A 13,543-nucleotide genomic window follows, 5' to 3' on the forward strand; every position below is an offset into this window, starting at 1 on the left:
AGGAAATAGAGATGGAACAAGAAATTCTCGCGCTGTTTGAAAAGATCTTATCCCGCAAAGTGGGCTTTAACGATGAGCTGATTGAGTCCGATATCCTCGACTCGATTCTGGCGGTGGATATGGTGCTGGAAGTGCAGGATGTTTATGGCTGCATGATCCCGCCTACCGAAGTGGCGACCGTGCTGAAAACCCCGGCGGATCTCGCACACTTTATTGAAGAGAACCGCAGCTAAGCACGCGGGTAGCGGCATATTTTCACCCGATACAAAGACCCCGGCCCACCGGGGTCTTTTTTTTGTGTAAACAGGCGGAATTGACTGCTGTTTAGGGTATGGCTTTATGCCCTGCTTTACGCTACCCGCACCAGTTCGGGAGCTCATATTTTCAGTGCAGCCGCCAGGAAACTGGAAGTGAGGTGTTCATCAGCGACGCTCGATCCGGCTAACATTATCCGCTACGAGTGACGGCTATAATGGCGACACACAAGGATGAGACATTAACGCTAACGACAGCCATTATGCGAAACTTAATCAATGAAGATCATTTTTTTGAAAATTTAGAAACGTCGACAGAACTGGATTACGTTTTACGCGCAGGAGAAGCCGTCCCGGAAGAGGGATTAGCTATCAAACCACATATGCATCTGGAGCATGAAATTATGTGGTTCCATAAAGCGCAGGGCAGTTACAGTATTGGCAGTGAAAAATTCGCGATAAAAGACAATACGTTAATTTATGTTAGCCCATTGGTACTCCATGATATGGCGCTGGAATACACCGACGATCATGAGCGTTTTCTCTTTCAGTACGATCGGGCTGTACTCAACAGATTAAAATATCCAATTCCCTCCATGAATCCACACATTGGAATCATAACTCAACCCAATGAATTGTACGCTGAGAGAGTACAGTTTTTATTCAAGTGGCTGGCACAGGCGCATGAAACCGAACCTTCAACAGACGACATCAACCCGGTAATGATCCTCTTACTCAATACTGTTTTTCAGTGTGCCTCCAGCGCACAGGCAATATCACCGGAGAAAGACAATCTCTCATTATTTGAAAAAATGATTAATTTTATGGAGGAAATGGAAAAACGAACCTCTTTGAATATCAGTTTGCATGAAGCCGCCGACACTGTAGGCCTCTCTTCATGCCATTTCTCCCGGACGTTCAAAAAAATCATGCATATCAGCTTTAAAGAGTATCTGTTACGCAAGAAAATCGCCCGCTCCGTCGATATGCTGCGCAATACCGCGCTAAGCATTACCGATATCGCTTATCAGTGCGAATTTACAGATGCGGCATATTACTGTTTTCAATTCAAAAAACTCATTGGCGTTACCCCGAAAAAATTCAGGAACCATAGCCTCACCAGCGTGCAACTTCACAAAAACCGCTAATGAACGGTTTGATACCTCTTTCTCACGTTTTTACGTTAAGTGTGATCGTTACGGCCATGCTGGCGCAAAAAAATTATATAAAAAAGCCTCGTCGATACATTTTTTATGATTAATCAGAATTACCTTTTCATCAGGTAACAGAGTTGTTCGCGTTAACGCTATTTTAGACTCCTTATGAAAAGGTATAGTTATGAATAGAATCGGATTCAAAGAAAAGATTGGCTATGGAATCGGCGATGGCGCATCGAATATTATCTGGCAAACCATCATGCTATTCATGGCCTATTTTTATACTGATGTGTATGGGCTTAGCGCTTTTCATATGGGCACTATGTTTCTTTTCGTCAGGGTATTTGATGCGTTCGCCGATATTTATATCGGCTATATTGCCGATCACACTCAAACCCGGCATGGTCAGTTCAGGCCTTATTTATTATGGTTCTCGTTACCCTTTGGTATTTTTGGCGCATTAACCTTTTACACACCCGAATTAGGTGAAACAGGTAAAATTATCTATGCTTATATTTCTTATACGACTCTATCCATATTCTACTCACTGGTAAACGTTCCATACTGCGCATTAATCAATAATATTTCCCAGGATGCAAAAGAAAGGGTGTCAATTCAGGCATACCGTTTTGCTTTCGCGGCGTTAGGCGGCATTATTGTCTCCGTTATAGCCCTGCCTTTAACGAAAATTTTAGGCAATGGCGATCTGCAAAAAGGCTACTTCTGGGCCATGATCATCATGGGAGGCCTGAGTACCGTGCTGTTCTTCGCTTGTTTTTCCATGACCAAAGAACATCACCGTAAAGAGATCGACAAAACGCGGAAATTTAGTGGCATTTATAAAGAACTGTCGGTTCTTATTAAGGATCATAACTGGCGATGCATCTTTGCACTTAACATCGTGAGTCTTATCGCCGGGATATTAAAAACGGGCGGCGCCATGTACTTTGTTCACTATTATTTGAATCGCCCCGATTTAACCAGCACTATTTTATTAGTCATTCTCGGCACCCGGTTTATTGGCGCGGTGTTCACCACTTCATTATATGGAAAATTTGATCGGTTAGTGTCATACAAAACGTCGTTACTTCTTCAGGCCGTCGTCCTGGTAGCGCTGTTTATGGTTCCGTCTGAATACATTATAGCAATCTGCATTATCATCAGCGTAATTCATTTCATCGACGCGAGCTCAGCGCCGCTGCAATGGAGTCTGCTGAGCGATATTATCGATAATGTCGAGAAAAAATCGGGAATATCGCTTAGCGGCCTGGTTTTCTCTACCAATCTCTTTGCCATTAAAATTGGTATTGCGGTTGGCGGCGCGATTATCGGCTGGTTACTGACCGTTGGCGGTTATGTGGGAAGTGCCGCCGTACAGACGGATATGGCCGTTCTGGTCGTCCGGCTGATCTTTACGGTTATCCCTGCTATCTGTGTTGTCATGATGTTTTTTATTATGACCCACTATCGAAACGATCCTGTGTATACCGAACCGGCGACAACCATGGTGTAAGAACAAAATACAGTCGCTAATTTATTCATATTTACCTTGTAGGGAGTCATTTATGACAACAATTACTAACCCGGTAATTCCTGGCTTTAATCCTGACCCATCCATTATCAGAGTCGGAGACGCGTACTATGTTGCCACGTCGACATTTGAATGGTTTCCTGGTATCTGTCTCTATAAATCCTACGATTTAAAAAACTGGCAACGGATCGCCTATCCGCTTAATCGGAAAAGTCAGTTGAATATGATCGGCAATCCCGATTCTGGCGGCATATATGCGCCCTGTCTGAGTCATGATGGTGGACGTTTTTATCTCATTTTTACGGATGTGAAAAATGTCGCGGGGCGTTTCTGGGACACCAATAACTATATGGTGACCACGGATGATATCGAAGGCGAATGGTCTGAACCTGTTTATCTTCACAGCCGCGGAATCGACCCGTCTCTGTTTCATCATAGCGATGGCACCAAATGGCTGGTGAGTATGGAGATGAGCCATATGGATGGCGGCGAACCCGGCTTCCCGAAATGGAACGGTATAATAATTCAGCAATATGACGAGCAGACGAAAAAATTAGTGGGCGAATGCCGCAAAATTTATGCGGGTAGCGCGTTAGGCATCACTGAAGGCCCGCATATTTATGAAATCAACGGTTGGTTTTATCTGTTAACCGCCGAAGGCGGGACGTTTTACAATCATGGCGTCACGATAGCGCGTTCACGTCATCTGTTTGGGCCCTATGAAACCGATCCTGTCGGCCAGATGATGACGTCACGTTATGACTGTCGTTTGCCATTGCAGAGAGTCGGGCATGCGGATTTGTTTGAAAACAGCATTGGGGAATGGTTTATCGTGCATCTGTGCGGCCGACCGCTGCCATCAAAAGGACGCAGCCCAATGGGTCGTGAAACGGCTATTCAACAGGTTTACTGGAGTGATGATGGCTGGCTACGGTTGGTGAATGGTAAAACAACGCCAGAAATGACGGTGCACACACAACTGGAAGAGCGTGCATGGCCTGCCCCCCCCGTACGGGATGAGTTTGATTCACCAACGCTCCCGCTGCACTATCAGTCATTACGCATCCCATTAAGCGAGGATATGTGCACGCTCGATGAGAGAAAAGGATGGTTGCGTTTACGGGGCCATGAATCGTTGAGTTCACACCATTATCAAAGTCTGGTAGCCAGAAGACAGACGGATTTTGCGTTCACCGCGCAGACCTGTGTTGATTTCAACCCGCATTCTTTCCAACAGATGGCCGGCTTAGTCTGTTTTTACGACACCACAAATTACATTTATTTGTATCTCTCCTGCGATGAGAGCGGAGAGCGAACCGTGAATTTGATGGTCAATGACCTCAACAGGTTCTCGATGCTAACCGGTGAAGGCATAAAAATAGCGCGTGAAGGCTATGTTTATCTTCGGGTTAACGTACAAGACGACCGGGCTAATTATTACTATTCTCTGGATGAAGAGACATGGATCCCGGTAGGGAACTATGTGGAATACAGTAAACTCTCCGATGAATATTTCAAAGAAAGAGGCATCGAGCGTTTCACTGGCGCGTTTGTAGGAATGTGCTGCCAGGATTTTACCGGCGAACATCGCTATGCAGATTTTGACTACTTTCACTATGCAGCGAATAACCGGTAACCGATTCGGGCAACCAGAGTAGCGTTCAGAAATAAGCCTTCCCTACGAAACCAGCTATCGTGTGGAAGGTTTTTCCACTTTATTCAACCTCAGATTTAAACTGGCGAGCGACAGCCGTGTTGGGAACAGGAGGGATCGCATGCATGAAAGGATAATTACGCATCATGCCTTGTCATCACGCAGTATTGCCTCTATCCCGGTAAGCTCTACCGCACGGGAAAAGTACCACCCCTGAGCACAGCACTCCGGCAAATTTTCTTTAAGGAACTGGTATTGCAGTTCATTTTCAACCCCTTCGAACACCACTATTCGCGGCATATTCCTGAACATACCAATCAAGCCGGGAAGGATATGCTTATTGATTGATTCGGTGCCGATAGAATCGGTTAACGATTTATCAATCTTTATTTCATCGACATCAAGTAAGGATAACCAGCTCAGATTCGAATAGCCGGTCCCGAAGTCATCAAGGGCAAAGAGAATGCCCTGCGATTGATAAAATTCAACAGACTGCTTGATCTCTTCGATACTCGCACTTTGTCTCTCGGTGATTTCCAGCATGAGAGAACCACCGGAAATCCCCTCTTTCTGCATGGTGTTGACCAGCGTTTGACGAAACAATTCAGAGCAAATATCAGAGCAACTGACGTTAATGCTGAGCGTTATAGCATGTTCCTGTAAAATCGACGCACACTCTTTTATTGAATTCTCAACAACATACAATCCAATTTTATTTATTAAGCCATTTTGCTCTGCGAGAGGAATGAAGATATCAGGGCCGATATTCCCCACTTTATCATCATTCCAACGGATCAGCGCTTCAATGCCAATGAGGCTGTTATTTTTCACCCGATAAATAGGTTGATAAACAAAATGCAATTTTCTGTGGTCTATTGCATATTCCAGCCGGGAAAGCAACGACTGGTTTTTCTCAAGATTATTAATAATAAGCGCACTGACAAGCAGGCCAATCACCAGTGAAATACTTAACAAGAAAACCAATGCATAAACATTACCGTAAAAAAAGAAAGGAAGTTGTGTTCCAGCGATAACACAAATGTCATTTACTGAATTACAGGCTCTTATCAAAATAAAAGATAACGCTTGTTCTCTTCCATGTTCTATGGCTTCAAGCTTGTTAATATCTTTTCCTATCCTGAAAAAATGAGACTCATGATTATTATCGCCGACAATAGCATTAAAATTCATCTTATCCGCATCTTCCCAGAAGCGCTGAAAAGCAAAAGGCGATACGGTAATGGCAAAATTATCAGTATAAAGGATATCGGCAGTAATACCCTCCTCTATCATGGCATCAAAAATCCAGGTATAACCCGCCCGGTCAACTTTATTTCTGAACACGTTCAGCGAAAGAGGAACAGTAAACTTGCCCCACAGCGCTGAGCAGATCACCCTGTCGTCTTTGATGTATGAGATATCTTTGATCAGCGGGTATGGCCATAAGCGTTTTCTGAGGGAATGCAAATACTGATCGCTGCACGGACTGTAGACAGCGAATTCATTGCGCAGAGCATCAATTTCCTTCACCTGCGAGATGAGACTATTACTTCGTGTAAGTATCGATTCGGCATATTTTTCTAATTTTTCATGGACGTATGCATAGGAAATGATCTGCGCAATGCCATAAAAAAAGATCAACGATAGCGCTAATGTCATTATGGATACAGACACTCTTTTTTTTAGAATTCTTATCAATTTTGACACCTTGCGGGCAGCCCTCTGCCCGTGCTTCACGCTTTCTGAATGTTGATGACTCCATCAGGCAGAAAAGTCGAAATCATCATCCGTTTGCCCGTTCTTTTTCATCTACATCATGCAACATCAACACTACTTGCTAGTGTTATCGGCGGTTTGGATAGAGACTTTAAAAATGACAAATCAAAGCGTTATTTTGATAAGGCGCTAAAATGCAGAGGATAAATTCAGTAAAGAATAAATAATCAGGCAAAGCGTTTAGTCTTTGGGAATGTTGAGACCAACACGATGCAGAACCGGCAGTAAAGATGCCAGCTCCCGGTCTGGCGGCATGAGGTAAGAGTGATTAACGTTGTATAACATTCTCGATTATTTTAGCAATATCAGTCGGGTATACCGTTTCCGTTGTTTCACTAAGCTCGTTTACATTCCACCAGCGATGTTGATGCATAACCGCTTTTTCATGACGACTCCAGCCCTCACGGCTTATATCACTGCCATCAACCTTTACCCAATAAAATTGCTCTATGGCCAGAACGTTCTCTCCACTGGGTAGTAACATTTCAAACGTTCGTTCCGCCACGCTTTCCCCAATAACGTCCCGGATAATCCCGGTTTCTTCGCGAAGTTCTCTTAACGCTGCATGAGCAAAAGACTCATTCTGTTCAACCCCACCGCCAGGCGTCGCCCAGTATGCACTACCGGCTAAAGCATCATCCGTGTGCACGAAACGGAACAGGAGTACCTGACTGGCCGGGTTGATAATCAGTAGTCGTGATGCCTTACGTGTTCGCATCGAAAAATCCCTTTATGAAAGGCAATAGTCATTATTTGACCGGGCTTAATATAACAAAACTCCAGCCAGGGTTCTATTCGTCATTCCCAACCACATACTTTTCATTGCTAAATTAGCCTTTAAAAAAACAGCCTAATTTACCCGTTATAAAACCACATCATTAAAAATGTTACATAATTTACCCCCCAAAAAACATCGTTAACTGACACAGTTTCACAGCCATTTAAATTTATACTTTTTTTACTTAACCCATTTTATTCTTTATGTGTTTTTTATATCAATGTGCATTGCCGTTTTTTATACTCCTGCTGTCGCCGCCAGGCTTAGCTGAAAGATAACAATGAACACAATGCTGAAGTTTCCACTTTTACAGAACATCCGCACGCTTTTGACATTATCACAAACGTCCCAGATTGCTGACGTTGTGTCTAAAGAAAAAGGAAATGCTGAGAATGAATTCCAGCGCGAATTTCAACAAGAAGTGCAAACCTATCTTTTACACTATCCGGCAACAAAACACGTTGATATCTATCTGAACGATATCAACGGAACATTCAGAGGAAAGCGAATTGCCGTCGGGGATCTCTTTTCTGCGGCAAAAGGGTGTTATTTCCCGCAATCTGTTTACTCAATGGATCGGGAAGGTAAGGTGGTCTGCTCTACAGCTGATCAGCAGGTTCTGGATGAGCCCGACCGGGTTTGCCTGCCGGTAAAAGGGACATTGCGCCCCTCCGCTTACGATACCCAGGAGAACGCCCAGCTTTTGCTATCCATGCAGGATGCCAGCGGCGCACCGTATGCGCTTGAGCCGAGGGTGATTCTGGAAAATGTTGTTCGCCGGTTCCATCACCATGGTTTGTATCCGGTGATCGCACCGGAGATTGAATTTTACCTTATCGACAAGCAGACTCAGGCAATGCGCAGCCAGGGATGCTTCCACATGGCCGTCCCTTCTGCGTACGCCCCCTTCATCGAGCGCCTGGAGGAGATGGCGGCTGCGCAGAATCTGCCATTAACGGGGATTGTCAGCGAAGCAGAGCCTGCGCAATTCGAGCTTAACCTGCGCCACTCTCATCAGGTTGTTGAGGTCTGCGAGAATGTCCTCGCGCTACGCAGATTAACCAGCGTGATCGCTAATGAATTTGGCTACAAGGCCAATTTTATGGCGAAACCTTTTTCCCTGCTTGCTGGTAATGGCTTGCATTTTCATATCAGCCTGAATGACAGACAGGGTAATAACCTCTTTGCCTCTCCTGCCAACGAGTTGAACGAGATGACGCGCCTGTGCCTTGCCGGACTACTTCATCTTATGCCTGCGTCGCTGGCGATAATGGCTCCTGGTGTCAACGCTTTTCGCCGCCTGCGCAGAAACCTGGACGAGCCCTTGTTTAGTTCATGGGGTTACAACACGCGTTCCGCCGCATTACGCATTCCCTGCTCCAGCGAAGAGAATCGTCGCATCGAGTACCGACTTGCTGGCGCTGATGCTAATCCTTATCTAGTGATGGCCACCATCCTGACCGGCATACTGTATGGTCTGGAGAATATCGATGGTGATTCAGTGGATGATATTCTGCGCGAAGCCCCACCTTTACCGCTATTTCAGCACCAGGCAATCGCCGTTTTTCAGGAATGTCCCTATCTGCTCGACAGCCTGGGGCAAGCATTTTCCCGGCAGTGGATCCACAGCAAACTGGAGGAACTCACCCTATTCGAAGGCATTGTTACGCAAGAAGAAACGGCGATTTCGTTCTGATCCCCCGTGTTACTTTGCGTCACTGCCAATGCCAAATGTGAGGGGATGATATCGCGGTTTATTATGTTATCGAAGGTTCAGGACACGCAGGAATAATAAACCGCTGACCAACTTATATTGGCTGGAATTTATAGTATCGCCAGAGTACGATGTTTTTTATCTTTACTATAAAAGAGACAATACCATTGTCTCTGGCTTAAAAGGTTCTTTCAATTTAATTACTTTTCAGAACCGGATACTTTGGCAGCAAAAGAAATTTTATCCTTCATCCATATAGTCATATCACGAAGTAGTGCCATTGCGCCGGCTTTATCTTTTGTTAATCCCCAAAAACTCAATGTGAGGTGCCGTTCATTCTTTGAAAAATAAACACCAGAATCCTCAACACTGGCTGTTTTAATGAATTCATCTTTTTCAATTAGCGAATCCACTACATTTTTAAGTGAGGATAACTCAGGATATTCATTAATACTTATTTCACCATTCACATAAAACTCAATTCCAGTATCTTCTTTGGCCGGACGGTAGACTAACGTGATATACGAACTGCCGTTTCCCCACTCAGCAGGTTTGTAGTTTAATGCCTTATAATCTCCAGCACGATTATTAACGCTTCTGACAATAGTGCTATCAGGTAAGATTTTTGCGACAACATCTTTGCCCTCCTGGTACACCGCGTCCTCAAAGAAGGCAAGGAGTTCTTTCGCTTTTAAAAGACGTTCGAAATTATGGGTAATGAAATCAGATTGTTCGTTATTCATAACGCTGCTCACTTTATCTTCACTCAACGCTAACAGATGTGATAAAAACTCTTTATAGAAGAAAAACCATTTATCTACTGATTCGTATACGATGTCTTTACCTATCCGGGATAATGCAACATCAACTAACTCAGAGTAAGTTATCACCTTCCAGTCACATAATACTGGGTACTTATTCGTTGCCGGTTTCAAAATACACTTATAGATATTCTGATCATTATCAGTAAGATTTTCCAAACAAGTTTCATAAATCTCAAATGGATTATTTACTTCATGATAAACTTTATTTTCAATGCCAATGATAAAATCGTCATGAATAATAACAATATCAAGCCGCTCACCATTCTCGCAGGCAACTTCTCGTTGTACTCGTAGCGATGAGAAATCTATATTATCAACATCTTGCCCAAACAATTGCAGTAAAGCTTTTAATAACCAGGGTTGGATATTAGGATCTAACCCCATAAATACAGACATGATATCTGAAGTAGGATTCTCCAGATAGCCAGAACCGCCTATATCGAAAAAATTTGGTTCAGGAGTATCCTTGAACTCCATCTCTTCTACTTTTGTTAAAAAAGCGTCAGAAAGAATAGTCTCATACATTTCCCTAAAGCTCTCCAAAATTACGTCCTATAAAATCAAACTGGATTATCTAACCGATAAAATTATCCCCAATTTATTTCTTGTGGATATGGCTATTGTTAACAACCGTACAAAAAAGCATTTAATTATTCTTTATCTGAAATTTTCAGTAAAACACAGGAAGAAAATCGTAAGGTTTGGGATAGAACAGTTTCCCGGCAAAGGCTCCGCGAAAGCGAACAGTAAGCTCGTCACGCTCCACTGATTTGATCAAAGAAAGAACGATGCCCCTCAGCCTGATGGCCGAGAGGATTGCATCAGCGTTTGAATACGCGACAGCCCCATACCAGCAGCGCAGCAATCACAGCAGAGAGACCAAGCTCGATGAGCAGTAGTTTGGACTCATAGTCGTCCATTGCGACTTCACCATCTCCTTCAATAGGGATATAACGCATAAACGTTTCGTCCACCCAACGATCAGGAATTAAAAAGAACACCGCAATCAACACGACAATAAACAGGATGATTTTCATCTCACCCCCCTGTGACTAACTTCAGGAAAACCACGAACATCCAGACGACCCTAAGCCATCAGACCCTCTACACCACGGGCAGGCATGATAGAGATAAAACCCAGGCTGATGCAAAATCAAATTGCCGTTGTCCCTATGCATACCACCAGGCTGATACCCGAAGAGACGAAAGGGGTTATGTGTTGAGTAATTTGGAGACTTGGGAAGAGCTTGAAATGGTGCCGATAATAGGAGTCGAACCTACGACCTTCGCATTACGAATGCGCTGCTCTACCAACTGAGCTATATCGGCCCTGCGATGCGTTCACGAGCGTGAACCACGGAGTAGAAGGTTAAAACTAAGAGGGTGATGCGTCAATGCCCTTGAGAATCAAACGGCTACTTTTGCATCACCCTTCTTCAATTAAGCACGAATGGTATCGTCGCCGAAGCCCACCCACTTATAGGTTGTCAGCGCTTCCAGCCCCATTGGACCGCGTGCGTGCAGTTTCTGCGTGCTCACGGCCACTTCCGCGCCCAGGCCAAACTGCCCACCATCGGTGAAGCGCGTGGAAGCATTCACATACACGGCAGAGGAGTCCACTTCGTTCACAAAGCGATTCGCATTGCCCAGCGTACGGGTCAGGATCGCATCAGAGTGCTGGGTGCCGTGCTGGCGAATATGCGCGATGGCGTCATCCAGATCGGCAACGATTTTCACGTTCAGATCCAGCGACAGAAACTCATCGTCGTACTGCTCCGCCTTCACTGCCTCAACTTTCGCCGGACCGTTTTGCAACAGCGCCAGCGCCTGTTCATCCGCATGTAGCGTCACGCCGCTTTCCGCCATCTGCTTGCTCAATGCAGGCAGGAAAGTTTGCGCAATGCCCTTATGCACCAGCAGCGTTTCGACGGTGTTGCAGGTGCTAGGACGCTGAGTTTTGGCGTTAACAATCACCTTCAGCGCGGGCGCGATCTCCGACGAATCATCCACCAGAATATGGCACACGCCAATACCGCCCGTGATCACCGGGATCGTCGACTGCTCGCGGCACAGCTTGTGCAGTCCTGCACCACCGCGCGGGATCAACATGTCGATGTACTTATCCATGCGCAGCATTTCATTGACCAGCGCGCGATCCGGGCTTTCAATCGCCTGGACAGCACCCGCTGGTAAACCGCACTCTTCCAGCGCTTGCTGGATAACCTTCACCGTGGCCGCATTGGTGCGCCAGGTCTCTTTGCCACCGCGCAGGATCGCCGCATTGCCGGTTTTCAGGCACAACGAGGCCACATCAACGGTCACGTTAGGACGGGCCTCATAAATCACGCCAATCACGCCCAACGGCACGCGCCGACGCTCAATGCGCAGGCCACTGTCCAGCAGACCACCATCGATCACCTGGCCGACCGGATCCGCAAGCTTACAAACCTGGCGCACATCATTAGCAATGCTGCTTAAGCGCGCCGGGTTCAGCGCCAGGCGATCGAGCATCGCATCGCTCAGCCCGTTACGACGGGCTTCCAGCAAATCCTGCTCGTTTGCCAGTAAAATCGCTTCCGACTGGGCTTCAAGGTAATCGGCTATTTTTTCCAGCACGCGGTTTTTTTCGCGGCTGGAGAGCAATGCCAGCTTATACGATGCTGCTTTCGCAGCGATGCCCATCTGTTCCAGCATACTTCTGCTCCTTAACGGGTGATCATATCGTCGCGGTGGACAGCGACGGGGCCATACTCATAGCCCAGAATGGCGTCAATCTGCTGCGAGTGATGGCCCGCAATACGGCGCAGCGCATCGCTGTTGTAACGGCTAACGCCGTGGGCAATGTCGCGGCCTTCAAGATTACGAATACGGATCACTTCACCACGGGAGAAGTTGCCTGTCACGCTTTTAATGCCTTTTGGCAGCAGCGAACTGCCGCGCTCAAGAATGGCGGCGGTAGCGCCTTCATCGACGGTGATCTCGCCCGCCGGCGGCGCACCAAAAATCCAGCGTTTACGGCTTTCGAGGGGAGACTCCTGAGCGTGGAAGCGCGTGCCCACGGCGATGCCTTCCATCACATCACCAATCACGCCCGGTTTGCTGCCAGCGGCAATAATGGTGTCGATGCCCGCGCGACACGCCACATCGGCAGCCTGCAGTTTGGTGCCCATACCGCCCGTGCCAAGGCCAGAAACACTGTCGCCGGCAATGGCGCGCAGCGCATCATCAATGCCATAAACATCCTGAATCAGCTCAGCATCGGGGTTATTACGCGGATCGGCGGTAAACAGTCCCTGCTGATCGGTCAGCAGCAGCAGTTTATCCGCACCGGCGAGGATGGCCGCCAGCGCAGAGAGATTATCGTTATCGCCCACTTTAATTTCAGTGGTGGCGACGGCGTCGTTTTCGTTGATCACCGGCACGATGTTGTTATCCAGCAGCGCGCGCAGGGTGTCGCGGGCGTTGAGGAAACGTTCACGGTCTTCCATATCGGCGCGGGTCAACAGCATCTGACCAACGTGGATGCCATAAATGGAAAACATCTGTTCCCACAGTTGAATCAAACGGCTCTGCCCTACCGCCGCCAGCAACTGTTTAGAAGCGATAGTCGCAGGCAGCTCCGGGTAACCGAGGTGCTCGCGCCCGGCGGCAATCGCGCCGGACGTCACAATTACAATACGATGCCCGGCGGCATGCTGCTGCGCGCACTGGCGCACCAGCTCCACAATATGGGCGCGGTTCAGGCGACGGGAACCGCCTGTTAAAACACTGGTGCCGAGTTTTACCACCAGCGTCTGGCTGTCACTCATGATTCTCTGCCGTTATAAGGAAAATATACGATAACTGAATGTAATC

At 46.6% G+C, this 13,543-nt stretch carries 11 protein-coding genes and 1 tRNA gene; 5 read left to right on the forward strand and 7 right to left on the reverse strand.

The window, feature by feature from the left end:
• Positions 1 to 11: 11 nt before the first annotated feature.
• From O9K67_RS19715 to O9K67_RS19730, 4 genes are all read left to right on the forward strand, one after another.
• Positions 12 to 233 (forward strand): acyl carrier protein, encoded by a 222-nt coding sequence (locus tag O9K67_RS19715; protein ID WP_061497358.1) that lies wholly within the window; start codon positions 12 to 14, stop codon positions 231 to 233.
• A 239-nt stretch (positions 234 to 472) separates the two neighbouring features.
• A complete protein-coding gene (locus O9K67_RS19720) occupies positions 473 to 1,402 on the forward strand; it encodes an AraC family transcriptional regulator (RefSeq protein WP_245191405.1) in 930 nt (309 codons plus the stop codon).
• A 190-nt stretch (positions 1,403 to 1,592) separates the two neighbouring features.
• Entirely contained in the window at positions 1,593 to 2,924 is a 1,332-nt protein-coding gene (locus tag O9K67_RS19725) for a glycoside-pentoside-hexuronide (GPH):cation symporter (protein ID WP_061497362.1), read from the forward strand.
• Between the two features lie 52 nt (positions 2,925 to 2,976).
• Positions 2,977 to 4,578: a glycoside hydrolase family 43 protein gene (locus tag O9K67_RS19730; RefSeq protein WP_061497365.1), complete on the forward strand. Its 1,602-nt coding sequence runs from the start codon at positions 2,977 to 2,979 to the stop codon at positions 4,576 to 4,578.
• A 162-nt stretch (positions 4,579 to 4,740) separates the two neighbouring features.
• Here O9K67_RS19730 and O9K67_RS19735 read toward each other — a convergent pair whose 3' ends face one another.
• Complete coding sequence (locus O9K67_RS19735) at positions 4,741 to 6,255, reverse strand: EAL domain-containing protein (RefSeq protein WP_061500147.1); 1,515 nt, start codon at positions 6,253 to 6,255, stop codon at positions 4,741 to 4,743.
• 385 nt (positions 6,256 to 6,640) lie between these two features.
• Positions 6,641 to 7,090 (reverse strand): NUDIX hydrolase, encoded by a 450-nt coding sequence (locus tag O9K67_RS19740; RefSeq protein ID WP_061497367.1) that lies wholly within the window; start codon positions 7,088 to 7,090, stop codon positions 6,641 to 6,643.
• 340 nt (positions 7,091 to 7,430) lie between these two features.
• On the opposite strand from O9K67_RS19740, the gene O9K67_RS19745 reads away from it, so the two are divergent.
• On the forward strand, positions 7,431 to 8,846 hold the full coding sequence (locus O9K67_RS19745; RefSeq protein WP_061497369.1) for a glutamine synthetase family protein: 1,416 nt from the start codon (positions 7,431 to 7,433) through the stop codon (positions 8,844 to 8,846).
• Positions 8,847 to 9,064: 218 nt separating this feature from the next.
• On the opposite strand, the gene O9K67_RS19750 is transcribed toward O9K67_RS19745, so the two are convergent.
• The 5 genes from O9K67_RS19750 to proB all read right to left on the reverse strand — a co-directional run bounded on the left by O9K67_RS19750 (position 9,065) and on the right by proB (position 13,497).
• A complete protein-coding gene (locus O9K67_RS19750) occupies positions 9,065 to 10,213 on the reverse strand; it encodes a PD-(D/E)XK nuclease family protein (RefSeq protein ID WP_071890591.1) in 1,149 nt (382 codons plus the stop codon).
• Between the two features lie 296 nt (positions 10,214 to 10,509).
• Positions 10,510 to 10,725 (reverse strand): hypothetical protein, encoded by a 216-nt coding sequence (locus tag O9K67_RS19755; protein ID WP_061497374.1) that lies wholly within the window; start codon positions 10,723 to 10,725, stop codon positions 10,510 to 10,512.
• Between the two features lie 216 nt (positions 10,726 to 10,941).
• Positions 10,942 to 11,017, reverse strand: a tRNA-Thr gene (locus tag O9K67_RS19760).
• Between the two features lie 111 nt (positions 11,018 to 11,128).
• Positions 11,129 to 12,382, reverse strand: coding sequence for a glutamate-5-semialdehyde dehydrogenase (proA, locus tag O9K67_RS19765; RefSeq protein WP_061497376.1), 1,254 nt, complete (start codon positions 12,380 to 12,382; stop codon positions 11,129 to 11,131).
• Between the two features lie 11 nt (positions 12,383 to 12,393).
• Positions 12,394 to 13,497: a glutamate 5-kinase gene (gene proB / locus O9K67_RS19770; protein ID WP_061497377.1), complete on the reverse strand. Its 1,104-nt coding sequence runs from the start codon at positions 13,495 to 13,497 to the stop codon at positions 12,394 to 12,396.
• Positions 13,498 to 13,543: the final 46 nt, after the last annotated feature.

The organism is Kosakonia oryzendophytica, assembly GCF_027886705.1.
Lineage (GTDB): Bacteria > Pseudomonadota > Gammaproteobacteria > Enterobacterales > Enterobacteriaceae > Kosakonia > Kosakonia oryzendophytica.

Coding starts and splice junctions, on each gene's coding strand:
- O9K67_RS19735 (WP_061500147.1), bottom strand. CDS start 6,255: ATGACATTAGCGCTATCGTTGATCTTTTTTTATGGCATTGCGCAGATC.
- O9K67_RS19740 (WP_061497367.1), bottom strand. CDS start 7,090: ATGCGAACACGTAAGGCATCACGACTACTGATTATCAACCCGGCCAGT.
- O9K67_RS19730 (WP_061497365.1), top strand. CDS start 2,977: ATGACAACAATTACTAACCCGGTAATTCCTGGCTTTAATCCTGACCCA.
- O9K67_RS19715 (WP_061497358.1), top strand. CDS start 12: ATGGAACAAGAAATTCTCGCGCTGTTTGAAAAGATCTTATCCCGCAAA.
- O9K67_RS19750 (WP_071890591.1), bottom strand. CDS start 10,213: ATGTATGAGACTATTCTTTCTGACGCTTTTTTAACAAAAGTAGAAGAG.
- O9K67_RS19720 (WP_245191405.1), top strand. CDS start 473: ATGGCGACACACAAGGATGAGACATTAACGCTAACGACAGCCATTATG.
- O9K67_RS19745 (WP_061497369.1), top strand. CDS start 7,431: ATGAACACAATGCTGAAGTTTCCACTTTTACAGAACATCCGCACGCTT.
- proB (WP_061497377.1), bottom strand. CDS start 13,497: ATGAGTGACAGCCAGACGCTGGTGGTAAAACTCGGCACCAGTGTTTTA.
- proA (WP_061497376.1), bottom strand. CDS start 12,382: ATGCTGGAACAGATGGGCATCGCTGCGAAAGCAGCATCGTATAAGCTG.
- O9K67_RS19725 (WP_061497362.1), top strand. CDS start 1,593: ATGAATAGAATCGGATTCAAAGAAAAGATTGGCTATGGAATCGGCGAT.
- O9K67_RS19755 (WP_061497374.1), bottom strand. CDS start 10,725: ATGAAAATCATCCTGTTTATTGTCGTGTTGATTGCGGTGTTCTTTTTA.